Below are 26,033 nucleotides of genomic sequence, written 5' to 3'. Positions count from 1 at the left end.
GCCATGGGTGCATGACTTTTATCAAGCCGCTATTTGGCCGGCAAGGCGGATGTAAGAGTCCGTGCACCCATTTTTTACGGGCGGCACCGGCTTGGGCTGGACGAGCCTTAATTCTTTGAAGTGCGAGGAGTGGAGGACGAGGGCATGGCCACAAGGACGGCGATGTCTTTAACTTCAGGCCAGGGGGTTCAGGTGACCTGCGCGCACTTCCCAACGATGCAATGAGCGGCTCAATTCCCGCGGCCAGTTTTCCTCCGTGCAGGTCATGAACACCTGGCCCTGAGCTTCGCGGCTGCGTTCGAGCAGCGGCAGGAAACCACTGCGGCGTTTTATATCCAGCTCGACCATGACATCATCAATCAGGAGGATGGGCGGGCTGCCCTGCCTTTCCGTCAAATATTCGGCTTGAGCCATTTTCAGGGCCAGGGCGAGCGTCCGTTTCTGGCCTTCGCTGGCAAACTGGGCGGCCGGCTTTCCGTTGAGCAGCAGGGCCATCTCATCACGGTGTGGCCCGACCAAGGTCAGGCGCGTGGCGCGTTCCTGTTCACGGCTGCGTTCCAAGGCTTGGGCCAGGTCTTCATTGCCGGTGGCGGGTTGATAAGCCAGTTGCAATTCTTCACCGGCGGGAGCAATGCGCGCATGCGCGGCCCGGGCCAGGGGCGAGAGGCGGGGGAGCAGTTCGCGGCGCAGGCGCATGATTTCCGTGCCGGCAGCCACAACCTCCCGGGTAAAACCGGCCAGGGCGTGCTCGTCCAGACGCCGGCTGCGCAGCAAGGCGTTGCGGGCACGTACGGCCCGGGTGTAGCGCTGGAGGAGGTGCAGATAGGGGGCGTGGGTTTGAGCCAGCAGCAGGTCCATGAACCGGCGGCGCACGCGGCCGGGGCCTTTGATTAACTGGGTGTCTTCGCTGCAAAAGACCACGGCACGCAGGGTGCCGTAATAATCCGCCAGCCGGCGTACGGGCTGGTTGTTCATGAGCAATTTGCGCTGGCGGGGCGACCAGAAGATTTTTACTTCATGGCGAAGGGGGCCGACGATGGTGGCGCCGACCCAATAACCGCGCGCGCCATGGCGGATGAGCTGCGCGCCGCCCACCCCGCGAAACGAGCGCAGGGTGGCCAGGAGGTAGATGGCTTCCAGCAAATTGGTTTTGCCCTGGGCGTTGTCACCCAGAATCAGATGAAAACCCGGTGCAAACGCCGCGTCCAGGCGGGCGTAGTTGCGAAAGTCGCGCAATCTCAGGCGTGCGAGGTGCACGGCGCAAGGTTAGAAAGCCGGAGGCGGCGCGGCCAGTTTTTTCAATCCGGCCGGCCGGGTCCTAAGGGGGGCGGGACGGACTGGTTGGGAAAGCTGATTCATGGCTGGACAAGGGGCGTTCATGGGGTAGGTTTGCTTTAATGATGGTGTTACCGAAACCGGAAGTAATCCTGACGCATGAAAGCGACCTCGATGGCCTGATGTCCGGCGTGCTGTTGCAGCGGCTGGCGCGCAAGCTGTTTGGGGGCTATGTGCCCCTGGAGGCGTGTCATTACAACATCTGGCGCAATCGGGATTTGCGCGAGCGCTCGGCGTGGGTGGCCGACTTTGCCTACGAACCGCGGCTGGACCGCGCCAACTGGCTGCTGGTGGATCACCACCCCTGCGAGGCGCAGCCCAAGCATCTGATGTTCCTCCATGACACGCAGAAATCCGCCGGCCGGCTGTGCTATGAGCTGTGCGTGCAGCACGGCATGGGCTCGCCGGAGCTGGAACGTCTGGCGCATTTGAATGATGTGGCCGATTTGTTTTGGGAGGAAGACCCGGATTTTGTGCTGGCTTGCGACATTGCCAATCTGGTGAAGGTGTATGGTTTTTGGAATTTGCATGCGCTGGTGGAAGGCCGCATTGAAGCGCTGCTGAACCACCCCCTGCTGGAGGTCATGGCGGTAAAGCGCCGGATTGAAGACCCCCTGGGCTATGAGTGGAGCAAGGAACATATCATCCCTTTGAGCGCAAAAATCGGGCTGGTCGAGACCGTGGTGGGCAACAACAACGCGATCATCTTCCAGCTTTTGGAGCGCAAGGCTACGCCGTACGAGGTGCTGGTCACGTTGTTTCGCAAAAGCAACGGCATGATGATAGCCAGCTTTCGCAGCCAGAATGGCCAGGCCCTTAAAGCGGCGGAAAAAGTGCAGGGCGGCGGCCATCCCAATGCCGCCGGTGCGATCCTGCCGCGGCATGTGCGCAATCTGGCTGATGCGGTGACCTACCTGACGGGCATTTTCAGTCCCACGCCAGCCAAGGGCACGCCGCTCAACAGTTTGGAAGCCTTGTTCGCTGATTTAGACTCCAAAACCTGAGCCCCACAGGCGCGGCGGGAGAATGGGATACCACTAAAGCGTGGGCACGCCGGCGGCCTGGGGAGGGCTGAGCGAGGAGGGTGTGTTCGGCGTGGCCGTTTTCAGATCGGCGCGCACGATGTCCAGTTGATCCAGTTGGGCCACGGTGCGGCGGGCCAGCGTGCGGGGGTTGTCCGTCATCATCGCCTGGGCATCGGCGGCGAAAGTGGCCTTTTCCCGGCGGCTCAGGTAGTTTTGCAGCACCCGCAGGTAATCCTCGGTCAGCCGCAGCAGGGGCGGGGCGACGCGGGTGCGCAGAAGCTGCAACTGGCCGATTTTTTGGCGCAACAGGGCACGCTGGCGGCCCACCTCCCACTGATCAATGACGGTTTGCAGACTGACGGTTTGGCGTGTCAGGCGGCCGTCCTCTCCTTTGATTTGCACGGGGCAGGCCAGGATCTCCTCCAATTTGCGCCAACTTTCCGCGAGGGAGTAGAGATTGGCCTGATCCCGGCCGGTCACAGTGGTGATTTGCACATTCCACCATTTATCCACGTCCCGCATGTTCTTAAAATGGGCGGCGAAGGCCTGCAGGAAGCCGGTTTGCCAGTTCAGATGGCGGGGGGCCTGTTCCTGCAGAAAGCGCCGCAGGCAGGCGGGGCCTTCAGGCAGACGCAGCAGGCTGAGCACAAAGAGGTGGGAGCATTGATCATAAAAGCCCCCTGCAGGCTCGTTCCAGACGGGGGCGGGGGGCCAGTTCAATTCATCCAGAGTGAGCGGCTGGCGGCCGCCCAGACGTTGGCGGATGATTAAAACAGGATCAACCCGGCGCTCCACGCGAACGGTGGCGGTGTCGCGGCGGCCGGCGTCTGGCACCACGCGGAAGCTCGCCCCATGGCGCAGCGCCAGCAGTTCATCCATACCCCGGGCGAGCCAGGGGGGCAGCTCCGGCGGGTGGGCGCCAGCCTGACGATCGGCCATTTCCTGCAATAAAACCGCCACCAGGGCGCGATTCAGCCGGGCAGGTTCCACCTCGCTGGGCACGTGCATCTGGTAAAACCAGCCTTGCGGGGTGTACTGGGCTTTGACCGCCACCGGTTCACCGAGGTCGGCCGCCCGGTACAGATTGATAAAAATCCGCCCCCGCCAGCCATCCGGGCTGTCCAGCTCGCGCAACAGGGCCTGTTTGACGCGTTCGGCCCAGACGGCCAGATTGGCTTGATTCAGCAGCACATAATTGGTGCGGCGTTCATCGTTAATATACGACGGCGAGGGCAATATCTCCGGCGGCCCCTGCACCACAAACTGGCGGGACTGGCTTTCGATGGACAGCAACTTGGGCAGCCCTGGCGCAGGGCTGGCGGCCTGCAGGTGGCCTGCTCCGAGGAGCAGGAGTCCCAGCGCGCTGGCCAGCCAGCCCATGCCGTGGAGGCGCATGAGACGAGGTCAGTTTTTTTTGCTCCCGCTGCTATTATTACTGCTGCTGGAGCTGCTGCTGCTGCTGCTGGCGGAAGAACTTGAACTGGAGCTGCTGCTGGCGGACGGGCTGGCCTCCTTTTTGGCCGCCGCCTTGTAACTTTCACTGCGATAATCGGTAATATAGAAGCCGCTGCCCTTGAAAATGAGTCCCGCTCCCGCGCCCAGCAGGCGGCGTACCTTGCCCTTGCCCCATCGTTTTTGGGGGCACTTGTCCTTGGGACAAACCGTGAGCGGTTTATCTTTCATGCTTTGAAAGACCTCAAATTGATGCTGACATTTCTCACAAACGTACTCGTACGTTGGCATAGCTCAATCCCTCAATAATCCTCAATAATACCAGACCCCTATTCTATAGGTCAAAGAGGGCGCTTCGTCCAAGAGATAAAAAAACCCTTGGGAAGACGGAGTTTCCCGCGGAGCGTTGCGCCTGGAGCGGGCATCTCCGGGGAGGCCGGCAGGGCAACCGGCCTCCCCGGGAAATGAATTTAAGGTATGTAAAGGCGGTAGAACCGGTTGGTGGACGATGGCGCCGGATCGCTTAGGACCGCCGGCCGGTTGAACGGTTCAGGTGGCAGGTTGGTCAACAACTGCCAGGCGGGCTGGCCGAGGGCATTCTTGAATTCCAGCCGGTAAGCCCGATTGGAGACGGCGAGGAATTGCAGGACGGGCATGCCCTGGACGACAGTTGCCCGCAAGGCCAGCACACTGTTGGGGTCTTGCGGATTGGTGCCGGCGAGGAATTCCTGGTAGTTGGTGTGGCCGTCACCATCGCTGTCCACATTGGCATCATTAATGCCCACCGTCAGGCCGTTTTGGCGTTCCCAGTCATCAGGCAGGCCGTCCTGGTCGGTGTCCACCATGCCTTCGCTGATGGTTAACGTCGCCAGACGGCTGGTGAAGACTCCCGCCACATTGGAAACGGTCAGGAAGTAAGCGCCGGCCTCGGCGGTTTGCGCGTTGGAGATGACCAGCACGGAATTGGTTTCCCCGGCCAGCGGCAGGTTGGGCGCCCGCCACCATTGGAAAAGGAGCGGCGCCTGCCCGGTGGCGACAGCAAAGAAGCGCGCCGTCTGGCCCGGCGTGAGCACCTGGTCCTGCGGTTGCAGCACCAAGCCGGGCGGGGTCAGCAGGGTGAGCCACGCCACACTGCTGGTAGCCGCGCCATAGGGATTGGAGACCACCACGCGGTAATCGCCCACGTCCCCGCTTTGTGCCGCAGGCAAAACGAGGGTCATGTTGGTGGCGCCCGCAATCGGGGTGAAGAAGGAGCGGTACCACTGATAAGCGAGCGGGGATGTGCCGGTGGCGCTGACGGCAAAGACAGCTTGCGCTCCGGCCAGGACTTGCGTGCTGACCGGCGCCGTGACGATGGCGGGCGGCAGCGGCGCCTCCAGGAAGGCGGCTTCACTGGTTACGACGCCGGAATGGTTGGAGACGACCACGCGGTACTCGCCCAGTTGGGCGAGGGCAACGTTGGTGAGCAGCAGCGTCGCGTTGGTGCCGGTGGTCAGACGATTGGTTTGATTGAACCACCATTGATAGTACAGCACTTCGGTGCCGGTGGCCGTCACATTGAAGCTGACATTGGCGCCGAGGTTGGTGACCACGCTGAGTGGTTGCTGCGTGATGGCCGGCGCCGCCGGCTGCTCGACCACGGTCAGGCGGCAGGAGTAGGCCGCGGAGGCGGCCGTGTTCATGGAGTTGGTCACCAGCACCGTGTAAATGCCGGCATCGGCGAGCTGGACATTGGTCAGCACCAGCGTGCCGGAAGTCCTGCCTGCCAGGTTGTTGCCGTTGAACTGCCACTGGAAGCGGGCATTGCCCACGGGGTTGGCGTTGGCGGTGAGCACCACCGTGCCGCCCACGTGCGCGGTTTTATCGGTGGGCGGGTCCACGACCACCATCGCCACGAAGGAATGGAACAGCACATTGGTGCGGACCAGATTGGTGACGCCGCAGCGGTAGAGACCGCCGTCGGAAAGCTGGACGGGGCTGATGATAAGATTGGTGCCCACCTCGCCCAGGCGGGTGATGTCCACGCCGTTGCGATTCCAGACATAACCTTTGGGTTCCGAGCCGGAGAAACCGGCGGTGATGCTCAGGGTGCCGCCCACCCGCACCACCTGGCCGGTGGGCAGCAGGGAGACGGCGGGCGTGGTGGCGATCAGGACACTGGCGTGCGCGCTGGGCACGGAGCCCAGGGCATCGGTGGCCACCACCCGATACAGGCCCGATTGATCCACCTGCACATTGGTCAGTGTCAGGGTGGCGCTGGTGGCCCCCGGCAGGTTAACGCCGTTGCGCTGCCATTGGTAGGTTACCGGGCCGTTGCCGGTGGCCCCGGCGGAGAGGGTGATGTTGGTGCCGGCCAGCGCCACCAGGCTGCGGGGCTGGTTGGTGAACGTTACTGCCTGCCAGACGGTGAGCCGCGCCGGGGCGCTCTCAGCGGCGCCACCGGGGCCCAAAACCACGGCTTGGTAAACGCCGGCTTGCGCCAGTTGCACATTCGCCAATATCAGGGCGGCATTGGTGGCGCCCGGCAGCGGGTTGCCATTGAAGCGCCAGTGATATTGCAGCGGGCCTTCTCCGGTGGCTGCGACTTGCAGCGTCACGGTATCATGCATCCAGACAGTCAGGTCCACTGGCGATTGGGTGATGACTGGCGGCACGCCTGGCGTGAAAGGCCGGCCGGCCGTGGGCGGCCCGGCGGTCCAGTTGGCTGGATCGTTGCCGTAGGCCGCCGGGTTCAGGCGGTGCAGGGAGAATCCCGCACTGTCCGCGGCCTGGGGCCATGGCGGGTTGTCGGAATAACGCACTTTGTCCACCAGGAGGTAATCGGGCAGGCCGGTGGTGGCGTCCAGCGGTCCAGGACGGGTCAATTCCACGCTGTCCTGGGAATTATCCAGTTTGCCGGAGTAAGGCCCATAAATGGGCACGTCGGGCGGGACGCGGTAAAGATTGCGGAATTGCTCCAACAAGACGTACTCGGTGGCCGGATCAAAGCTGACCACCAGGAGGCGCCCCTGGGGCGGGAGAATGACACCGGAGGGGAACTCATAATCCACCGCGTCGCGCAGCCGCCAGGTAAAGGAAGGATAAGCGGGGTTGAAGAGCCATACGGGGCCATCCGTGATGTTTAGCAATTCGATGAACTCCATCTCCTTGTTGTCGCGGCCGTCCGGATAATCGGGGGGATGATACATCACCTCGCTGATGACCACCGGGCCGATGACCGGCCCGCTGTTGGTGGCGCCGAAGGTCATGCTGCGTTGCGGCACCAGATGATCATTGCCGTTGCTGATGACGTGTCGGCCCAGGGAGACGTTTTGATCCGAAGCGCCAAAATCAAAGCCATGATAATAGCCGGTGAGCTGACCGGCCGCATTGGCGCTGAAGAGGTACACCTCCTCCCCTTCACCGCGGAATCCAAATCCGCGCGGATCGCCGGGCCGGTTGAAATCCGCCTCCGTCACCACCAGAAAACCGCCGGGCGGGATGATGGTGTTGGAGGGGAATTGGTATTTGTAGGGCTGGTTAAAGTTATCTGTCAGCCACCAGAAACTGATGTCCGCCGGCACGGTGTTGGGATTGTGCAGCTCGACGGCGTCCACCAGCGGCGGCAGGGGGCGCGAGAGGACTTCATTCACCACCACCGGCACGAAGAGCGGCGGCGGCAAATCGGCCGCCCCCGGTGAGCCGCCATATTGCGTGCTCACGCGCCAGCCGGCGGGATTGTTGTCGGGCATGGTGTTGCCCGCCAGCACCAGCGAGAAGCCGGCGCCATCGGTCAGGCGGTACCAGTCCTCATACCGCACTGAAAAGATCGGCTCGCCCAGCGGGCCGGTCAGGTTGAGGCGCTCGTTGCTGTTGGCCAGGTTCCGCTCATATTCGCCGGCAATGCGGAAGCCGGTGCCATAGCGGGACTCGAAGGCAGCCCGATTTTTGACCACCAGGATGCGTTCGCCGGGGGCCAGCAGCATGGGGGTGTTGCGGTCGTATTCCACCCGCACGTTGTCGGCGTCCAGTTGCAGGATTTGGCCGCCGTTGCGGCCGGCCAGCTCGAGCCGGAAATCCTGTGGCACCAGGCCGTCAATCTGCACATTGGTCAAAACCGCGATGGGGGTGCCCGGCGTGCCGAGGCTGTTGGGGATGATGCTCAGATGCACGCGTGCGCCATCCAGGTTGCGAATCAACTCCCACCGGGCCCGGTGGAACTGGCCGTTGTCCAGCTCGAGGACGTTCGAACTGAGCAGCGCACTGGTAACCAGGCGGCCCTGATAGTAGAGGTCGGCACTGTTTTGAGAGGCCACGTTGCCCATCACCAAATCCAGCGCCAGGCCGCTGGCCAGCACCGGCTCGTTGGTATAATGCGCCAGGGTGCTGCCCGCCCCGCTCGTGCCAAAGATGGCGGTGGGCAGGAGCACCAGCGACAGCCCGCCCGGCGCGGGCGGCACCACGCCAAACTCCACGTTGACGTTGTCAATGTCATGCGCGGCATTTTCACCGCCGGTACGGCCGCAGATGCCCAGGCGCATCTCGTAGGGATTCACCCCCGAGATTTGGAAGTTGTTGAACAGGGTTTCCGGCGTGCCGGGCGTGCCATAGATATTGGGCGTAAGCCGGACCGTGATGAACACTGAGCCGCCGCTGAACCGGAGGGTGATTTCGGCGCGATGGAACTGGCCGCTGGCGAGATTGAGATTGGGCGTGGCCACGCCGCCGGAGACCAGGGCACCATTCCAATGAATGGAAATGTGGTTGTTGTTGGGATCCGGCGGGTTGCCGTTGTTGTAGATGTCAAAACCAAAGGCCAGCGAGCCGGCCAGGTTGGGCTCCTCGGTGAACACCGCGATGTTGCCGGAAGTGCCCCAGTTGGCGGTGTTTAAAAAGGCCACGCCCAGGCCGTCGGCCCGGCCGGCGCCCGGCGTCATGCGGAAATCAAAAGTCATGGTGATGTTGGTAAAAGTGCCCGCCGCGGTGCGGTTGAAGAAAATGCCGTTGTTGAGGCTGTTTACCGCCGGGGTCAGCCGCATAAACGTGCCATACGGGCCGCCGTCGGAGGCGGTCGCCGCCGTTCCGGACAGGGTATAGGGTGTGCCGGAGGCATCAAAATTTGCCACGGTGGGGGTGCCGCCGGACAGTGGCGGTGAGCTGTTGACGCCGCGGAAGTCCACCTCGGCCACCAGCCGGCCATAGGTGCTGTCGAGTGTGCGATTGAAGGCCAGACGGTTGCGGTTGGCGCCGGTATTGGGGGTGGTCAGCCGGATGAACTGGCCCGCCGGCCCGCCCGACGTAACCACCGCCCCGCCGCCTTCACTCAGCCGGGAGGTGGTGTAAGGGGTGCCTGGGGAGTCAAAGTCCTGGAGAGTTGGAGATCCGGCGGGGGCCAGATTGCCGATGGGGAAACGGAAGTCCACCCCCCCGGAGAGCAGCAGGCCGGTCAAATCCTGGGTGGTGGAACCGGTATTCAGCAGCTCGATGAATTCGTAATCTTGGGTGTTGAAATTGGGGTCGGTGGAGGGGGCGGGATTGTACATCAGCTCCGAAATCACCAGGGAAGGCGTGCTGCTGCCAAACACTGCGGTGACCGGCGCACTCCACTGATTGCTCAGCCAGACACGGGCGGTGATGCGGGAATTGTCCGGCGGGATGATGCTGTTGGTGTAGAGCAGGGCCTGAGGGGAGCGCGAACCGCCGGGCAGGCGCGGGTCGGCGCCGTTGAGGGTGTAGTAAATGGCGCCGGCGGGAGCGGTCATGACCAGCGGCGCATTGGCCGGGCCGGCGCGCCGGCTGAAGGTGGGAGGTTTGATGAATTGTTGATCAATCCAGTTAAAGCGGCCGGTGATCCACGTTTTCATCTGCGCGATGATGGCGGCGTGCGTGGATGGGTTTTGATAGTCCACATGCCAGCCGCCCGCCGAGCCGTTGGGATTGGGCCAGAGATAACGCGCCAGTCGTGGCCAACGGGCCAGGTCCCGGGCGATAGGCTCAGCCAGAAAGGCCGAGAGTTCATCCACCCGGGCCAGCACGTTGGACAGATTGAACACTCCGGCGGCCAGTTCCGCCCAGCGATCGGCGATGGCCTGTTGGAAATCCGGGTCTCCCGGTTCGCTGATGAGGCGTCGCAGCCAGATGTGTTCAGTGGAGCTGATGAGGGGGTAATACCAGTTGTTGGTGCGGCCGCCATCCAGGTAGTTGGCATTGCCAAAGCTCAGGTTCCAGTCCCAGATGGGTTCCATTTTGATTTTGCCGGTGCGCCCCTTGTACATGTAGTTGCTGAGGCGGTAGCCATCAATTTGCTTGGTGAACTCGACGATCCAGTGGTTGTCCACAAACGAATCCACATCAATGTATTTGCGATAGCCGATGGCACGATCGCGCCAGGCCGGCCCATAGAGCGCCGCCTCCATTTCGTTGAGGTGATTGCGCAGCCATTCCACCTGAACGGTCGTGACCTGGTCCGGGCGCGGTTCGTGCAGGCGGATATCCTGCCCGCTGGTGGTGTAAAACAAGAGATCCCCCGGACTGGCCTTGTCTTTCTTAAAAATAAAGCCGCCGGTGATGGGGTCCCCGGGGGCGCCCGATTGCGGTGGTTCAATGTTCACCCGATTGGCATCGGCGCGAATTTTTTCGACGAGCAGATAAACGCCCACGTAATCATTGTTGCCCACCTTGCCCGAGCGATCGGCCGTCCCCTCCGGGGGCGTGCCGTTCCAGTACACCTCAACAAAACGGCGGCGCACGGAATAATGCCCCATTTTTTCAAACAATTCATAGGCGAGGAAGTCGTTCAGGAAGGTTTTGTCGTTATACACATTAATCAGGGCGAAGTCCGAGCCTTCCGGGAAGTCAAGGAAGGCCACTTTGCGATCACGAGCGTCCTCCCCCCGGATCTCCAAGTTGTAGGGTTTCTTATGCCGCCCATCGGTATCCGGGAAGGACCAGGAGGTCTGGCCGCGGCCTTCCACGCCAACCCTTCCCTGGAAATCTGGTCGGCTTACAAGGGTGGCGCGGCGGTTGGTGGGGGAGGTGTCAAATACGGTGATGATGCAGGTGGCCCGGGGGTCCATGTCGGGGGTGATCGTCTGGTTGAAGGTATCCAATACCACAATCGGAAGCGGTGAGTTGAAGCTATAGACTGTGTTTTCCAGGAGCGTGTAGTACGCGGATACCTGCCGGCTGGGGAAATACCCCGGAGCAAATACCTTGGTGGAGACAATGGCAGAATTGCTGATGATCAGCGGCTGGCCATTGGTGTAGAGGGGCGAGTTGGCCGTCACCGGCGCGCCATTCAGAGAATAACGGATTTGCGCGCCAGGGATCAGAGAATACAGCTCCACTTGCAGAACCGCATTGGTATAAACGCCGCTGGCCACCGAGTACAGCGCGGGTGGCGCCTGTATGGGCGCCCCGGCCTGGTTGGCGGCGCCGGGGGTGGGTGGCGACATAAAGCCGGGGGACTGATTCTGCACGCGAAAATCCACCAGCTCCGCCTGGATCAGGAAATCGGTGTTGGCGGCGGAGAGGTTGAAACCTTGAATGGCCAGGACGTTTTGGCCCGGGATGAGGGCGTTGCGATACTCGTTCAAGTCCACTGTTTCCACCACGGCGGCCGAATGGGCGGCGGTGGCCAGCGCATTCCAGGCGGGCACAACGGGAGCGTTTGTCCGATACACCTCGATGCCGTTGAGATAGACGATACACCCGTCATCATACCGCAAGCGCAGGGAGAGCGATTCCACAGCGGCGGGATCGGCCACCTGGAAGGGCAGGCGCACGTACGCCACGGAGCGTTGATTGAGCATCTGGAGGGAGACATCTGTGCGCAAATGCTCGTAATAACTCTCCAAGGTGTCGCTGTTCAAAGGCGGGGTCTCGGCCGGCAGGCCGCCGTTGGCGGTGTCACCCACCAGCCGGAAAACATTGGCATCGAAGGCAGCGTAGCTTCCCGGGGCGGCAAACAACTCCACCTCGGCGCCTCCTCCGCGTTCGTAAAACACCAGGCGCATGGGATATTTGCCGGCGGCAGGAAAGTTGAACGTGGTCAGGGTATCAGCGGGACCGCGTGGCGCAGGGTACGACATTTGGAAGGGGCCAATCTGCAAAATGAATCCGTCGTCGCTGTTGACCCCGAAAGTGTAGGGACCCGGCCCGGGGATGGTAATCAGGGCTGTAGCCTCGGTCACAAAGTCCTCGGTATCGGTGTTGATGACCAGCCCCGGAAAGGTGAGGTCATTGGTAAAATTGGCCGAGCCACCGGTGTTCAAAAAATTGACGACCGGGGTGATGGCCGTGTTGACCCACGCTTGCAACGTGGGATTGGTCATGACCTGAAAGGCGGCATCCAGGCTGCCCACTTGAAAACTGCCGGCGGCTTTGTAATTGCGCACGGCGAAACCGGGGACGACGTATTGAAAACCCACACCATTGGCGCCGCTTTGCCAGGAGCTGTCATCAAAACCGGGATGCATCCAGTTGGGAGGCGGTTCGGCATTGGGCACCAACACTTTGGCGGCGGCGGTGGCGCTCAACAGATTGACCGTCTGGCCCACGCCGTAGGATATGTCCGCATTCTGGCGCGGAAACCGTGGGGCGAATTGCGAGACCACCTGCCCCGAAGGGTTCACCAAGGCCAGGTACTCGCCGTCCCCGGCCAGGTTAAAGTTGGCGTGCAGTGGGGCGCCTGGCACGGCCCGGTTTTTACTGGAGGCAAACACGATCAGGAAACTGCGCGGCGCCAGATTGGTGGCCGGGAAAATCCAGCGTCGCAGGTTGTTGGCCTGATCGGTCAGACTCCAGCCAGCCAGATTCACGGGCACGTCCGCCGGGTTGTAGATTTCAATCCAGTCCGGGCGGTCATTGTCTTCATCCGTCAGGGTGTTGTTGTTGATGGCCATAAACTCCGTGATGAGGGGCGGAGGAGTTTGGGCCTGACTTTGAACGATGAGAAAAGCGGCCAATGTCAACCACTTGGCCACGCCAAAGCAGCAACGCGCCACGGATTGCATAGTGTTATTGGGTTTTTTGATGTTACCTAATTGTTAACATCGGGTGATTGAACAAGCCAGCAAAAAAACCTAAGAATGATATTTTTTTCCCCCTTGGATTACCAGGCTGATTCGCGCCGCCCGAGCGGGCACGTGTGAGATAATTTTCCATGCCCGCCCGGACCGTTTCGCTGATACCAGCGGGGTTGCTTTGCGATTGACTAGATTTCTAATTTGGGGGAAATTCCACGCAGCCTGGCCGGGGGGCCGGGCGTGCAGCTCAAAAACGTCCCTTAACTACCAAAGCCCGGAGAAGTTCTATGAGCAACGGCGAGACAACCCAACCTCAATCGGCATCCGCAAGCGCACCGACTGGCGGGAAAAAATGGCTGGTGGCCCTGTTGCTGTCCATCTTTCTGGGTGGGCTGGGAGTGGACCGCTTCTATCTGGGCTATACGGGCCTGGGCATTCTGAAACTGGTCACCTGTGGTGGCTTTTTTATCTGGTACATTTATGACATTGTCATGATTGCCACCGGCAAATTGAAGGACGCCCAGGGCCAGGCTCTGGTGAAGGACTAAATACTCCCCCTTTGCCCGGGCGGCCGGCTTAGAGCCGGCGGTGGATCATTTCCAGAGTCATGAGGGCGTAGGCCGTGACCAGGATGGGGTCCCGCTCCATCCAACGGTTGCTTTCATTGACCCACGAGCCGTTGCGCTGTTGCAAGTTGAGCAGGCGCATGGCCAGCGTTCTGGCCCACGGGACGATGCGACCATCTTTCAAGGTGAGGGCGTCCACTTCAGCCACGGTGAGGGCCTTGGCCATGGTGTGGTAATAGAAGTACAGGCCCTCGGGCCCCATGCCGGGGTTTTCCTCCAGGGTATAATTTTCCTGCAACCATTGAAAGACCGCCTTCACGCGCGGATCCTCTTTTTTGAGTTGCGCGTAAAGGTAGCTGAGCATGCCGGCGTAACTGATGCTGCCATACGAGCGCAGTGAAACCTTGCCTGTCTGAGAGTTGGTCACCCCGCCGGCCATGCTGTGCCCGGGGTAATAGACAAAGCCGCCCAGGTCCCGCGGGTCCTCGGAGACCCAGGGTTGACGGTTGACGGTGGGCAGGTTTTGGCAGTTTTGGAGAAACGCAATGGCGGCTGCGTAATTTAAGTCCGGCTCTTTTCCCGCGTTATCGCGCACCAGATGGCGGCTGTAATAGAGGGCTTCCAGAGCATATAACGTGTTGCCCATGTCGCTGTGCTGGTAGCGGCTGCCGTAACCGATGCCCCCATCAAAGGGAGTGTCTATTTTGCCCGGCTCCCCTAAATCATTTTGTTGGCCAGTCAGAAAGCGGCGGGCCTTGAGGATGACCGGCTCATATTCCGGCCGGTTGGCAGCCAGCAGCGCCAGCATGCCCAAGGCGGTGTTGTAAGTGGCATAGTTGGTATGGTAAATGCCGCCGTCCGCCTTGGCTTGGGCCACCAGAAAGCGGTAGCCGCGCTGCAGAAACTCCGGCTCGGGCGCAGCATATTTGCCGGCCGGATCCCCTTTGAAGCACAACAGGCTCATGGCGGTGAGCGCCGGCAGCTCCGGCGTGCCCCAATGTCCGTTGGTCTGTTGTTCGGCTCGCAGCCAAGCCAGGCCGCGGTCTATGGCCATCTGCACTTCCTGTTTGAAGGACTCGTCAGCGGCGCCCAGAGGCACCGCCGGGCAGAGCAGCAGCCCGAGCGCACAGCCCAGGCTCCCCAACATACGCGAGAGTTTCTTGGACTTCATTTGATAAAGCCTAACATACACCCCGGCCAGGGTGCAAATTTGCGGGCGCCGGCACTGCCGCACGGCCGGGATTATTTGTTGCTGTTATCGGCGGCTTCCAATTTTAGAGTGACACTCACCGGTGTGCCCAGGGGCGGGCAGGTGTTGGTGTTGACCAGCCAGTTGTCATCGCGCTCGCGGCGTGGGCGCGGGTTGTTGATTAGCGCGTCAATGTCCCCGATGATGGCCACGAAGGAGCGGTCCCGCTGCGCCAGAAAAAGGCCATCAAAGACGCGCGAGCCGCTGTAGGTCCACGGGCCGCGCGACATCGCCCGCTGGTTGGCCACATCCCAGACCAGTTCTTCGGCGCGGCGCTCCTGTTTTTCTCCCTTTTCCTCCCAGGTGACGGTCAGGGTGACCGGGTCGCCGGGCACCGGTTTGCGGTAATCCTCGTGGAGCGCCTGCGGCGGTGCGCCTTTGGCGCCAAGCAGCAGCATGGCTACATGCACATGGTAAGGTTCCACTTCCGTGCGCAGCAGGCTTTCATGCACCTTGCCCTGCACGCCCACGCAGAAATATTCCACCAGCCCCTGCGTCATGTTGACCACTGCGGGAAAAGTGACGGTGCGGTTGGTTTTATGCAAAATGACCTGCCCCAACTGAAACCGGTGGTCATCAAGCCTCTGAAAAACCACGTTGGTCACGGAGGGGTCCACCGGCACAGGGTTGGCCAGCGGCTTGGGGCCGGTCTGGGCCTGGACCGCACAGGCCCAGAGTGCAACGACTCCCCACAGACCGGCCGGCAGGAGACGGTTTTTCATTTGACCAGTTGTTTTTGCACGGCGTAGCGCACCAGATCCGCGGTGGTGCGCAGGTTTAATTTTTCCAGCAGGCGCTGGCGGTACGTGCTGATGGTCTTCACACTCAGCGAAAGATTGCGGCTGATTTCTGTGAGCGTGTGCCCCTGGCCCAACTGGCGCAGCACCTGGAATTCGCGCTCGCTGAGTTTGTCCAGAGGGGAGGTTTCCTCCGGCGTGATGGCGTGAAAGGCCAGTTTTTCGCGCATGCCGCCGCTGATGTAGCGTTGGCCGTGAAAGGCGGCCTGCAACGCCTGTTTCAATTCTTCCGGCGAGCTGCCCTTTTCCACGAAACCGCATGCGCCGCCTTTGAGGCCGTGCAGGGCGATTTCCTCCTGCACCAGGCCCGTGACAAACAACACGGGGGTTTTGGGGCAGGCGCGGCGCAAATCCGGCAGAATGTCCAGGCCGCTGCGATCCGGCAGATCAATATCCAGAATGATGAGGTGGTATTCCCGCCCGTGGGCCAGGTTCAGCGCCGCCTGGGCGTGGTCGGCTTCGTCAATTTCCACGGGGCCAAAATAATGCCGCACAAAATGCACCATCCCCATGCGGGTCAGCACGTGGTCATCAACGATCAATACCCGGCGCATGCGTTTTGGAGGCAATTTATCATGGAGCGGCCCCAGGCTCAACTCAGGCGGAGGCGATCGCCAAGGCTTGGCGCAACGCCTGGATGAAGGCCGGACTGGTGCCGCAGCAACCGCCGATGAAGGAGGCGCCGGCTTTCACCAATTCCGGCGCCACGGCGGCAAATTCCTCCGGAGTGGTGTGATAGACGGTGCGTCCCCCTTCCATCTGGGGCAGGCCGGCATTGGCTTTCATCCACAACGGGCGGTCGGTTGCTGCGCGCATCCGTTGGCAAATGGTTACGAAACCTGCAATGCCCTGGCCGCAATTGGCGCCCACCACATCGGCGCCGGCTTCCGCCAGGGTCTGGGCGGCTTGCTCGGGCGTCACGCCCATCAGGGTGCGATCTTTGTTTTTGCCGGAATCAAACACCATGCACGCCACCACCGGCAGGCCGGTGGCCTTGGCGGCTTGCACTGCCAGGGTGGCTTCAGTCAAATCCGCCATCGTTTCCACCACCAGTCCATCTGCTCCCGCCGCGGCCAGGGCTTGGGCCTGCCCGGCGAATGCCGCGGCCAGTTCCTCCTCCGTTACGTCCCCGTTCATGAGGAGTTTGCCGGTGGGGCCGATGGACGCAAACACCCTGGACCGGGAGCCGGCGGCCTGTCGGGAAAGCTCAACCCCTTTGCGATTGATGGCTTCCATTTGATCTGCCAGGCCGTTTTCCGCCAAACGCAGACGGTTGGCCCCAAAAGTGTTGGTGAGGATGACCTGGCTGCCGGCGGCTACATACGCTTCGGCCACTTCCCGCACCGCCTCGGGATGGGTGAGATTCCAGGCATCCGGAAAATCGCCCACCGCCAGCCCGCGCGCCTGCAACTGCGTGCCCCACGCGCCGTCAGTCAAAACGAAGCCCTGCGTCAGGAGGCTGGCCAGAGTGGGATGCATGCCAGGCAGTGAGCTCCGCGGGCAGGTTTAACAGCCAATCACCTGTTTAGCCAGCGCCACTGCGCCCACGGCGTTGTCGCTGTAACCATCGGCGCCGATTTCCTCGGCGTACTTCTGCGTAATGGGCGCTCCGCCCACCAGAAACTTCACCTTGTCCCGCAGCCCGGCCTGTTTGAAGGCGTCAATGGTGGCCTGCATGGCGGTCATGGTGGTGGTCAGCAGGGCCGACATGGCCACGATTTGCGCATTCTTGGCCTTGACGGCCTCAATGAACTTTTCCGGGGCGACATTGACGCCCAGATCCACCACCTCAAAACCGCCGCCCTCCAACATCGCCGCCACCAAGTTCTTGCCGATGTCGTGCAGGTCGCCTTTCACGGTGCCAATCACGACCCGGCCCAGCTTGGGACCGCTGCTGGAGAGCAGTTTCATGCATTCTTTCATGGCGCGATTGGCCAGCAACAGCTCGGGCACAAAGTACTCATTGCACTCAAAACGCCGGCCCACCTCGCTCATCGCCGGGATGATGCATTCCTTGACCAGCGCCTCCTGGTTGACATTGGCGGCAATTAATTTTTCCGTCAGCGCTTTGGCCTCTTTGGCGTTGCCACTGACAATGGCCTCAAACAATGGCTGGAATTCTTGCATGAACTTATCTAATCCAAACGCTTCCCGCTTGTCCATCCTTCTTTTGGCAGGCGGTCGGCCTTTTGCATGAATCTTTTGGCGCCGTTGGGCGTCTAACCCCGTGGCAAAACCTTCCGCAACATAGCGGGCCGGCGATTGTGGGGTGCCGGCAGATTGATGAAATAGCAAGGTTAGAGCAGGACAAACTGATTTTGAAGTATGGCGCAACCACGACCGAAGCAGCGCGGCACTTCGATTAAGGCATGGATTATTTTGGGCGTGCTTTTATTGATGGGAGGCGGAGCGGCATGGTGGATTCATGACGTCCTCAACGGCCCCCCGCGCCCCTGGTATGCCCGTTACCAGATTCAGCGCTACCTCAAACAACAAACCGGCCAGTCCAAGTTTGAGACCAAGTTCAATTTGAATCTGGCCCAGGAAGTGGCCAAGCTCGAAGCCCGCCTTGCCGAGATGGACAGCAAACTCGCCAATTACGAAACCAACGCCACCCGCCTGCGCAATGAGATCCAGCAGCTCAACCGCGCTTTGACCGCCCTGGCAGAAATTACCCGCCGCAAAAATATTCTGACCAACCGCCTGAACGACCTCGAAGCTGCGCTCCAGCGGGTGCCTCCGGCCCTCACCAACCTGCCTCCGGCCACGTTGACCAACCTGCAGGCCATGCAAACCGAGCTGGCCGCCCTGGCCGCCGTGGTGGACCCCGTGGTGAAACCGCTGCAATCCCTGCGCGATGAAATCACCGCCCTGGAAAAACAAGTGGACGATAAAACCCGCGCCCAGGCCCCCCTGCGGCGCGAGCTGGCCCAGTTGCAGCAGCAAATCAAGGACGGCCGGCGCATCCAGGGCACGAACGAGATCGTTCTGACCCCGGAGGAACTCACTGCCGCCACCAACCGCATTCAGGAACTCCAAACCAGCCTGGAGGCCCTCAACGCCGAAATCAAACCCCTGCAGGAGCAGTTGGCCCAAAAGCAGGCCGACTATGACAAACAGACCGCCCCTGTGGCCGGCGCCTACCGCACTTTGCGCTGGTTGCAACAACGCATCAACTCCGTGGGCCTGCTCGAAACCAACGTCCAACGCCTGAGACTGGACCTTACCACCGCCGAACAAGACCTGGCCGGCCGCCTGGCCCCCCTGAACCTGCCTCCCGATGCCGAGACCCTCCGCAAGGCTATCGCCGACCGCCAAAACACCCTGGCTGAACTGGACAAAAAGAACCAGCAACAGCTCGCCGACCGCGCCGCGTTGCGCAAGGATCTGAATGCCCAGAAAAACCTGCTGGCTGCCCAGCAGAACGACTTGAGCGCCCAATTCCGCCAGCGGCTCAACGTGGCCAAAACCTACCGTGAAATGTACGTCGTTATGGGGGAAATGCTCAGCGTGGTGGAAGACCTGCTCCGCCGTTCGGACACCAACCAACAATGCCTCGGCCTGCAAATGGCCGTGCAGGCTGGCACCCTCTGCAGCACCCCCAACCTCGTGGAAAATTACTGGCTCGCGGCCCGCATCGGCGAAGCCTACGTTCTCCCCTACCGGCACCTGGCTAATGAACCCAATCGCAAGCCGCCCTTCACGCCGGATGCGCTGGTTCAGGGGTGCATCACCGCCTACCGCAACGCCAACGAACCCGAACGCATCATCCCTCTTCTGCGGGAAAATTTGGACCAGGCCCGCAACGACAAAGAAGCCAACCAGGCCCGCCTCGTCCTCGCCCAGGAATTTGAACAGAACTCCCGCTACAAAGAGGCCCTCAAAATGTATCAGGCCGTCACCGACAAAAACCGGTGGGTCTCCAACAAAATTGCCGCTATGGAGCGGCGCCTTAAATAGCGATCCGCAAGCCGCCTGCAGGGCAGTGTCTCTCGGGCTGGCGCGTGACCCCCCCGCCGGCCGGAAGCCCCCCGCCCGCGTGAAAGGCAACCCTCCTCGACCTATTGCCCCCGCAATGGCATTTTGCTGCACAAAAAGGCTTGCCAGCCCTCACGCGAAAAACTAATTTGACCACGGTTGCCGGGGCAGCCCACCAACATATCCCCGGCCCAGCCGACGCGCGCTTAGCTTAGTGGAAGAGCGCTTCCTTCACACGGAAGAGGTCGGAGGTTCAAGTCCTCCAGCGCGCACCATGTTTTCCTGAGAAAAACACCAAAACCGCTTCAGCGGACACAAGTTGGACACAGATAAAAGGCGGTTCCCGGGCGGGTGAGGCCAAAGTGAAGTTTCCGCAAACCATAACCAAAGGACGCGGCAGCAATACGCAAAAAGTGGTCATTTACGGGCGCACCCCTGCCAAACAGCGCTACCGGATTGCTTATTACCGGGGCGGCGAGCGCATCATGGAGTCCTTTAGCACCTATGGCGAGGCGCTTGATCGCGCCCGGGAGGTTTGCGAGCAACTGGCACGCCACGGACGCGCTCCGGCCCTTTCCCCCAAGGAAACCGAGGATGCCCGCGCTGCCCTGGAATTGCTGGGGGACTACTGCCGACAAACCGGCAAGCCGTTGTCTTTGACCGCCGCCGTGCGGCTTTTCACAGATGCCGCCCGCCGCTTGGGCAGTTTGGCCCTGGTGGAAGTGGTGGACAAATACCGGGAAGCCACTGCCAGCGTGCACCCTGTGGGCTTGGATAAGGCAGTGGAGGAATACTTGCGCCTTATTGAGTCGCGCACCCTTCCAGCCCGGCCCGGTGATCGCCCGCAACTGTCCCCCGATTATTTCCGGCACGTGCAGAAGCACCTGCGGTTGCTGGCCGAGACCTTGCCCGGCCACCAGACCACCGATTTAAGCCAGGCCAACCTGGATGCGTTTTTTTCCCGGCTGGCGAGCTATTCGCCCAAGTCTCGCAATCACTATCGCGCCGATCTGGGGAAGTTTCTGCGGTGGTGCATCAGCAAGGACTATCTGCCGCGGCAAACGCGCTTATTGGAAAGCCCCATCTTGCAAATGGAGCGTGCAGGCGTGGAGGACATCGAGATTTACACCCCGCAGGAATACCAGACCCTGCTGGCCGCCGCCCCGCAAATACTGCGGCCGGTGCTGGCTTTGCTGGGCCTGGCCGGTCTGCGCGACGCGGAATTGCGGCGCTTGCGCTGGGAGGATGTCTTTGGTCGGCCCGGTTATGTGGAAATCGGCGCTCGCATAGCCAAGACGCGCCAGCGGCGTCTGGTGCCGATTTGCCCAGCGCTGGCGGCATGGCTGGCCCCCTGCGCCCACCTTGCGGGCCCCGTCTGGCCGAATTCAGAGAATTTGTTGCACAAAACCATGCGGGAAGTCCATGCCGCGGCCAAAGTGTCACGCAAGCGTAATGGTTTTCGGCACAGCTTTATTTCCTATCGCCTGGCGCTGTTGGGCGACACGGCCAAGGTGGCCCTGGAGGCGGGCAACAGCCCACAAATCATTTTTCAACATTACCGGGAACTGGTCACCCGCGAGGCCGCCGTTTGCTGGTTCAATATCAAACCCGACGCGGCGGAAAATGTGGTGCTGCTGCCCGGAAAGGTAGGTGGCTTATGATGAACCTAAAAAAAGCTGTAGCCATTGCTGGCATTGGTTTTAATGTGTCGGGGAAGCAAGGAGCTATAAAGGCGCTGCAACACATCAAGGAGCAAATAGTGCAGGCCAGAAGGGAGGGTGACGATGCCCGGGCCGCCGAGCTTAGTGAGGTCAAAGAATTTTTCAAGCGCCGCCGCCGTTCTAACTTCTGCCAGCAATGCAACGCCATCATAAGCCGTAATGCGACTCATTGCCGGATGTGTTCGAGAAATAGGCGTCCGACTCTGCCAGGCCCAAAGGGCGACACTAACGCCATGCCTTACTTTCGCATGGATGGGAGACTTCCTTTTGATTGCTCTGGCGGCTGGAAGGCTTTGTACGGGTTTTATAGTAAAGCCGTGCAAAAGGTGTGGCGCAAATACGCCCTTTTAATCAGCCCAGACCGCCAAAATTACATCTTTAGCGTGGCGGTTGATTTGGCCAAGAAACCGCCTGAAAATAGTCCAGAAACAGACCAGTTTGTAAGGGTGCCTATTGATGAAAACGAGCGATTAGCTTGTCTTGAATTGGCCAAGGCAATCCTACAATTTCGCTTGTCCAACAGCATTGAAGCCTGGCTTATTGAGGATTACGCAACACCAGCCATAAACGGTCGCTTCCCAACATGGACGAGCATGGCCCAGAAGGCACAGGCCGCACTTGGTCGCCCCATTACCCCGGAAGCCCTACGAAAGACTGCCGCAAGACTAAAATTGCTACCCAGTAAAGAGCAAATCAAAGAGTTTAAGCAAATGTTCGGAAAGGCTCATCTTAGCCCCTAATTTTATCAGCCCCTTTATCGGACGGTCATCTACAGCATAAATATCCACTAAGAAAGTCGTCATTGGCATATCAGGATGATTAAGGTGTGACAGAAACCCGGCCTTTTTGTCACACCAAACTTGGCATCAAATTCGCATCTCTACGGCGGCTGTATGCAAAATAGCGTTGCTTACAGTACCAAGGCCGCAGAAGGTGCGGATAACGAGTTTTTGACTTACAATGAACTGCCGGGGCTGTTGCGCTGTTCCAAGCGCACCGTGGCCGACTTGGTAGCTCGCGGTGAAATCCCCTATGTCAAGTTGTCCAGGCGACGAGTTATTTTTCACCGGAAAACTATCATGCAGTGGCTGTTGTCCCGGCAGTATGGCGTGCGGAAGGAGCCCATCGTATGACCCCCCTGGAAAGCGCGAGGCCGCCTGCCGGGGGTCAGCAAGGCGGCCATACTATTAACCACCGGCAACTTAGCCCAACGGCGGGGCCGGTGCAAGGGAAAAATGGCCAGCACGGCGGCCGTAATGGCGCGGCCCAGACAGAGACGTTGCCCCCCCAAGACCCGGAGGCTGAGCAAACCGTCCTGGGCATTTTACTGGTGCATTGCGACAAGGCCGACGTGACGAACAAGATTTTTGCGGTGTCCCCCGATTGCTTCTTTGATTTGCGCAATCAGGAAATCTTCCTGGTGGCCCGCGATCTGCACCAGCAGGGCATCACGCCGGACATCGAGGTGCTAACCGAGGCGCTGTCGAAAGCCAACAAATCCCATTTGGTGCAGTACGCCGGTTATCTGTCCGACAAGGGCTGGTCGGATGTCAACCTGGACTATTACCTGGGACGGCTGCGCGAGGCGTACCTGAAACGGCAACTGCTCAAATGTTCGTCGGAAGTAATACAGGGGCTGTCTCAGCCGGGGGCTAATTCCAAGGAATTAATTGCCCTGACTAAGGATAAATTGGGCCGTTTAGAAATGACCTTGGCTGAGACAGGCGATCTGTTGTCTCCTGAAACCATCATTTCCACGCTGCCAGACCCCCAAGTTTGTTTGCTGGGTGATTTTTTACTAACCCGTGGCGGGCAAATGGTCATTGCTGGCCCGGCGGGCGTCGGTAAAAGTCGGTTGGCCTTGCAATTAGCTGTATGTTTGGCAACGGGGCGGCCTTTTCTAAACATTCAAACCCACAACGGCCCGTTGCGTATTCTGGTCGTTCAAGCCGAGAATGGACACCATCGGTTGCATCGTGATTTAACAGCATTGCGTCGGTGGGTGGAACCGGAGGACTGGCAGAAGGTTGACGCCAACGTCCGTTTTTTGCCCCAGCAAATCGTTCAGGACATGCAGCCTGGAAAGACTGAATCCCTGGTTAGTTTAGCGAGATATTGCGACCGGGCCCTAGCTGATCTCGTGATTATTGATCCGCTAAACTACTTCATTCTTGGTGATCCCAACAGTGACCAAGACATGTTTAATACCCTGCAATGGCTGCGCAGTACAATCCGGAGCGGCAACCCGGCGCGGGCCATAGTGTTAATTCACCATAGCTTGACAGGGCGAGCCGCCGCCATCAAGGCAACCGGATATGAGCGGGGAAGTTTTGCGCGTAACTCAAAAGTGTTGCTGGGTTGGACACGGGGGCAAATCAACATAGTGGCGTATGAAGAGAATACGAACGATGCGGTCGTGGTAAGCTGCGGCAAATGCTCAGACGGGCGGGAATTTCCAACGTTTGTTGCACGGCTTGACCCCGAAACCATGATTTACACGGTTGACCCCAACGCGGACTTGGGGGGTTGGCGTGAGAGAATTACGAAACCGGTAAAATACCAACAGGGTTTTTCCGTGGAGGTAGTACGCCAGTTGTGTGAACCTAGCATGCCGAAGGCAGCGCTAGTAAGAAAATTGATGACTGAGAAAGGCATCGGGAAATCAAAAGCATACGACCTAATAAATAAGGCCACGGGTACAACCATTGCTCATGACACCAGAACCAATACCTTTTCCCCCATCGTGTAATCTTTCCACGCGCTTTCCATGGAATTCCATGGAAATTCCGTGGAAATTTTTCCGTTTCCGCGCCCTTATAGGGCTGCGGAAAACGGAAGCGGAAAAATTTCCGTGGGCCGGAATCCAGCCCCCGTCGCTAATGTTAAAATGCCCTATAAACGATTATTCCTGTCGCCCGCTGAGGCAGCGGACAACCCCCAAAGTGCGCTACAACGCCATTTTAGAGCGATTAAACGCCATTGCAGCGGTTGGGCCAAATTTGTCCAAAGACCGCCCCGCAGCGGTACCCGTACCATTAGAACCGCTTAAGAGATTCCTTATGACATTTTAATAAACGTTAAAATGACACCTAATCCCCCTGACGGTTGCCTGTACGATGACCAGGGCCACCTGGTGCCGGTGGTGGCCTTTGAGTATCCGCAGGACGCGGCGGAGGCGGCGGAGGCGGAGGAGGCGCGGGCGCGGCAGGAAGTGGTGATCCGGTTGTTGCAATATCTGGTGGACGGGGCGGAGAAGAACCCCCGGCGGGTGGGGCAGCGGGTGTTGCTGCTGTGCTACATGCTGGGGGTGTTGCCCTACAAGAGCGCGGCGGCCCTGGCGCGGTCTTTGGGTTTGAGCCGCCAGCGGGTAAGTGTCCTGTTGACAAAAATCCAGCGCAAGACCTTGTAACTGTGCCGGTTGCGTGGCGGGGGGGTTGACAATGACCCTCTTGGTGGAAGGACGTATGAACTATTCTGAACAAGACCGGAAAGATGCCGAGGCGGTGGCCGCGGCGATGTACGAGGTGAACCGGCTGGGGTGGAAGCGGCTGTATGACGAGTTTCTGAAGGGGGCCGAGCTGGTGAGCAACGGCGAATTGAAGAAGCTGCGGGCGGCGCAGGCGCAGTATGACGCGCTGCAAGCCAAGAAGGAAGTGCCGTTCAGCAGCAGCAAAGCGCGGGATGAACTGGTGCGGCAGTTGAAGCAAAGCATTTTGGACGGCACGCCGCCGCCGTTTGTGTATGACGCGGAGACCTTGTCTGAGCAGCACCGGGTGCAACAGAGCGCGATTTATGAGATGCAGGCCGAGGTGACGCGCAGCGTATGGGATTTGATGCTGGCGGTGGTGGAGCGGGTGGAGGCACACCTGGCCAAGCTGCTGGAGAAAGAGCAGCAGGCCAACCCGCTGGAGGCGAGCCCCGTGCGGGTGGTGCTATTGCAAAAGATGCTGGAGTCGGTGCGCTACCAGCAGAAATGTCGGCCCGGGGTGGCCTACTCGCCCAGGCATTTTTTGCGCTACTACCTGACCATTTAACCCCAACCCAAGGAAACCTTATGGCGAATACCTTGTTACCTGTGGAACAAGTGGCCCAGGTGGCCGTGGCCCAGGCGCCCGGTCTGCTGGCCCCGTTGCGCGACTTTGCCACGTTAATCCCGCTGTTGGAAAGGCCGGGGTGCAGCCGGGAGGTGTCGGTGCCGGTGGTGGCGGCGGTGGCCGCGGTGCGGGAGAACCCGGTCAATTTCGAGGCGGGGGCCGACGCGGTGATTGACGCGGTGGGGATGCAGCCGGTGCATTTATCGGCGGGGGCGCACTTGTCGAACAATGACATCCAGGACGGCGCGGCGCTGGGCTGGCTGGCGGCCAGCACCTTGCGCGCCCTGGAGGCCGGGATTATGGGCCGGGTGGCGGCGGAATTGAAGCCGACCAACTTCAGCAACACGGCCTGGACAGGCACGGCGGAGAATTTCGGGCCGCAGGCGGTGGCGGCCTGTCGGCAGGCGGTGCCGACGGGGCGGCGGTGTCTGCTGCTGGCCACGGCGGCGTATTCGGCGCTGGCCGGGGAATTGAAGCCGCTGGGCAACCGGTGGACCCTGCCGGGCTTTGTGGCGGTGCACGAGATGGCCGGGCTGCCGTCGGGGGTGCTGGGGGCGGTGATAGATCCGGCGGCCCTGGTGGTGTGCGTGGGCCTGCCCCTGCCGTCGGTCGGGATCAGCGAGCGGATGATGGTGCGGCGGGTGCCTGTGGAAGGGCTGGGGCTGGAAATTCTATCGGTGGTTTGGGCGGCGGCCAACAACCGGGCGATATTTTTGTCGTATGACGTTTTGCTGGCGGTCAAACCGGCAAGCACGGCGCGGGCCGCCCTGATTTTGACGGCCTAGCCCCCGGTCTGGGCGTGGGCCAGGAG

Annotated in this window: 18 protein-coding genes and 1 tRNA gene; 10 read left to right on the top strand and 9 right to left on the bottom strand. The window is 60.5% G+C overall.

The window, feature by feature from the left end:
• Positions 1–174 precede the first annotated feature (174 nt).
• Positions 175–1,257 carry a DNA replication/repair protein RecF gene (locus N3J91_05980; GenBank protein MCX8155982.1) on the bottom strand — a complete coding sequence of 361 codons (1,083 nt, stop codon included), beginning with the start codon at positions 1,255–1,257 and terminating at the stop codon, positions 175–177.
• Positions 1,258–1,397: 140 nt separating this feature from the next.
• Here N3J91_05980 and N3J91_05975 point away from each other — a divergent pair, with 140 nt between their 5' ends.
• A complete protein-coding gene (locus tag N3J91_05975) occupies positions 1,398–2,339 on the top strand; it encodes a DHH family phosphoesterase (GenBank protein ID MCX8155981.1) in 942 nt (313 codons plus the stop codon).
• A gap of 33 nt (positions 2,340–2,372) precedes the next feature.
• Here N3J91_05975 and N3J91_05970 read toward each other — a convergent pair whose 3' ends face one another.
• From N3J91_05970 to N3J91_05960, 3 genes are all read right to left on the bottom strand, one after another.
• A complete protein-coding gene (locus N3J91_05970) occupies positions 2,373–3,755 on the bottom strand; it encodes a hypothetical protein (protein MCX8155980.1) in 1,383 nt (460 codons plus the stop codon).
• Between the two features lie 9 nt (positions 3,756–3,764).
• A complete protein-coding gene (locus tag N3J91_05965) occupies positions 3,765–4,103 on the bottom strand; it encodes a zinc ribbon domain-containing protein (protein MCX8155979.1) in 339 nt (112 codons plus the stop codon).
• Positions 4,104–4,282: 179 nt separating this feature from the next.
• Entirely contained in the window at positions 4,283–12,805 is an 8,523-nt protein-coding gene (locus tag N3J91_05960) for an immunoglobulin domain-containing protein (GenBank protein MCX8155978.1), read from the bottom strand.
• Positions 12,806–13,104: 299 nt separating this feature from the next.
• Here N3J91_05960 and N3J91_05955 point away from each other — a divergent pair, with 299 nt between their 5' ends.
• Entirely contained in the window at positions 13,105–13,365 is a 261-nt protein-coding gene (locus tag N3J91_05955; GenBank protein MCX8155977.1) for a TM2 domain-containing protein, read from the top strand.
• Positions 13,366–13,393: 28 nt separating this feature from the next.
• On the opposite strand, the gene N3J91_05950 is transcribed toward N3J91_05955, so the two are convergent.
• From N3J91_05950 to N3J91_05930, 5 genes are all read right to left on the bottom strand, one after another.
• Positions 13,394–14,554 carry a cycloartenol synthase gene (locus tag N3J91_05950; GenBank protein MCX8155976.1) on the bottom strand — a complete coding sequence of 387 codons (1,161 nt, stop codon included), beginning with the start codon at positions 14,552–14,554 and terminating at the stop codon, positions 13,394–13,396.
• Positions 14,555–14,625: 71 nt separating this feature from the next.
• Positions 14,626–15,354 carry a YdjY domain-containing protein gene (locus tag N3J91_05945; GenBank protein ID MCX8155975.1) on the bottom strand — a complete coding sequence of 243 codons (729 nt, stop codon included), beginning with the start codon at positions 15,352–15,354 and terminating at the stop codon, positions 14,626–14,628.
• Positions 15,351–15,983 carry a response regulator transcription factor gene (locus N3J91_05940; GenBank protein MCX8155974.1) on the bottom strand — a complete coding sequence of 211 codons (633 nt, stop codon included), beginning with the start codon at positions 15,981–15,983 and terminating at the stop codon, positions 15,351–15,353. Before N3J91_05940 ends, N3J91_05945 begins: the two co-directional genes overlap by 4 nt.
• A 43-nt stretch (positions 15,984–16,026) precedes the next feature.
• Entirely contained in the window at positions 16,027–16,908 is an 882-nt protein-coding gene (locus tag N3J91_05935) for a homocysteine S-methyltransferase family protein (GenBank protein ID MCX8155973.1), read from the bottom strand.
• 27 nt (positions 16,909–16,935) lie between these two features.
• Complete coding sequence (locus N3J91_05930) at positions 16,936–17,556, bottom strand: corrinoid protein (GenBank protein MCX8155972.1); 621 nt, start codon at positions 17,554–17,556, stop codon at positions 16,936–16,938.
• A 198-nt stretch (positions 17,557–17,754) separates the two neighbouring features.
• Between N3J91_05930 and N3J91_05925 the strand changes: the two genes are divergently transcribed.
• The 8 genes from N3J91_05925 to N3J91_05890 all read left to right on the top strand — a co-directional run bounded on the left by N3J91_05925 (position 17,755) and on the right by N3J91_05890 (position 26,007).
• Positions 17,755–19,389: a hypothetical protein gene (locus N3J91_05925; protein ID MCX8155971.1), complete on the top strand. Its 1,635-nt coding sequence runs from the start codon at positions 17,755–17,757 to the stop codon at positions 19,387–19,389.
• A 218-nt stretch (positions 19,390–19,607) separates the two neighbouring features.
• A tRNA-Val gene (locus N3J91_05920) sits at positions 19,608–19,682 on the top strand.
• Positions 19,683–19,769: 87 nt separating this feature from the next.
• On the top strand, positions 19,770–21,068 hold the full coding sequence (locus N3J91_05915) for a hypothetical protein (protein MCX8155970.1): 1,299 nt from the start codon (positions 19,770–19,772) through the stop codon (positions 21,066–21,068).
• Positions 21,065–21,868, top strand: coding sequence for a hypothetical protein (locus N3J91_05910; protein ID MCX8155969.1), 804 nt, complete (start codon positions 21,065–21,067; stop codon positions 21,866–21,868). The genes N3J91_05915 and N3J91_05910 overlap by 4 nt, the downstream gene beginning before the upstream one ends.
• 389 nt (positions 21,869–22,257) lie before the next feature.
• Positions 22,258–23,877 carry an AAA family ATPase gene (locus N3J91_05905; GenBank protein MCX8155968.1) on the top strand — a complete coding sequence of 540 codons (1,620 nt, stop codon included), beginning with the start codon at positions 22,258–22,260 and terminating at the stop codon, positions 23,875–23,877.
• Positions 23,878–24,210: 333 nt separating this feature from the next.
• Entirely contained in the window at positions 24,211–24,537 is a 327-nt protein-coding gene (locus N3J91_05900; GenBank protein MCX8155967.1) for a hypothetical protein, read from the top strand.
• A 55-nt stretch (positions 24,538–24,592) separates the two neighbouring features.
• Positions 24,593–25,162 (top strand): hypothetical protein, encoded by a 570-nt coding sequence (locus tag N3J91_05895; GenBank protein ID MCX8155966.1) that lies wholly within the window; start codon positions 24,593–24,595, stop codon positions 25,160–25,162.
• A gap of 20 nt (positions 25,163–25,182) precedes the next feature.
• Positions 25,183–26,007 (top strand): hypothetical protein, encoded by an 825-nt coding sequence (locus N3J91_05890; GenBank protein MCX8155965.1) that lies wholly within the window; start codon positions 25,183–25,185, stop codon positions 26,005–26,007.
• The last annotated feature ends 26 nt before the right edge of the window (positions 26,008–26,033 follow it).

The sequence above is a fragment of the Verrucomicrobiia bacterium genome, from assembly GCA_026414565.1.
Lineage (GTDB): Bacteria > Verrucomicrobiota > Verrucomicrobiia > Limisphaerales > Fontisphaeraceae > Fontisphaera.
Note: the sequence above shows the minus strand (reverse complement) of the source record. Positions and strands in the feature narration are given on the sequence as shown.

Excerpts from the sequence above, each read along its gene's own strand:
- N3J91_05890 (MCX8155965.1), top strand. The coding sequence starts at position 25,183 with ATGGCGAATACCTTGTTACCTGTGGAACAAGTGGCCCAGGTGGCCGTG.
- N3J91_05945 (MCX8155975.1), bottom strand. The coding sequence starts at position 15,354 with ATGAAAAACCGTCTCCTGCCGGCCGGTCTGTGGGGAGTCGTTGCACTC.
- N3J91_05905 (MCX8155968.1), top strand. The coding sequence starts at position 22,258 with ATGACCCCCCTGGAAAGCGCGAGGCCGCCTGCCGGGGGTCAGCAAGGC.
- N3J91_05900 (MCX8155967.1), top strand. The coding sequence starts at position 24,211 with ATGACACCTAATCCCCCTGACGGTTGCCTGTACGATGACCAGGGCCAC.
- N3J91_05935 (MCX8155973.1), bottom strand. The coding sequence starts at position 16,908 with ATGCATCCCACTCTGGCCAGCCTCCTGACGCAGGGCTTCGTTTTGACT.
- N3J91_05955 (MCX8155977.1), top strand. The coding sequence starts at position 13,105 with ATGAGCAACGGCGAGACAACCCAACCTCAATCGGCATCCGCAAGCGCA.
- N3J91_05940 (MCX8155974.1), bottom strand. The coding sequence starts at position 15,983 with ATGCGCCGGGTATTGATCGTTGATGACCACGTGCTGACCCGCATGGGG.
- N3J91_05965 (MCX8155979.1), bottom strand. The coding sequence starts at position 4,103 with ATGCCAACGTACGAGTACGTTTGTGAGAAATGTCAGCATCAATTTGAG.
- N3J91_05960 (MCX8155978.1), bottom strand. The coding sequence starts at position 12,805 with ATGCAATCCGTGGCGCGTTGCTGCTTTGGCGTGGCCAAGTGGTTGACA.
- N3J91_05970 (MCX8155980.1), bottom strand. The coding sequence starts at position 3,755 with ATGCGCCTCCACGGCATGGGCTGGCTGGCCAGCGCGCTGGGACTCCTG.
- N3J91_05950 (MCX8155976.1), bottom strand. The coding sequence starts at position 14,554 with ATGAAGTCCAAGAAACTCTCGCGTATGTTGGGGAGCCTGGGCTGTGCG.
- N3J91_05930 (MCX8155972.1), bottom strand. The coding sequence starts at position 17,556 with ATGCAAGAATTCCAGCCATTGTTTGAGGCCATTGTCAGTGGCAACGCC.
- N3J91_05895 (MCX8155966.1), top strand. The coding sequence starts at position 24,593 with ATGAACTATTCTGAACAAGACCGGAAAGATGCCGAGGCGGTGGCCGCG.
- N3J91_05975 (MCX8155981.1), top strand. The coding sequence starts at position 1,398 with ATGATGGTGTTACCGAAACCGGAAGTAATCCTGACGCATGAAAGCGAC.
- N3J91_05925 (MCX8155971.1), top strand. The coding sequence starts at position 17,755 with ATGGCGCAACCACGACCGAAGCAGCGCGGCACTTCGATTAAGGCATGG.
- N3J91_05910 (MCX8155969.1), top strand. The coding sequence starts at position 21,065 with ATGATGAACCTAAAAAAAGCTGTAGCCATTGCTGGCATTGGTTTTAAT.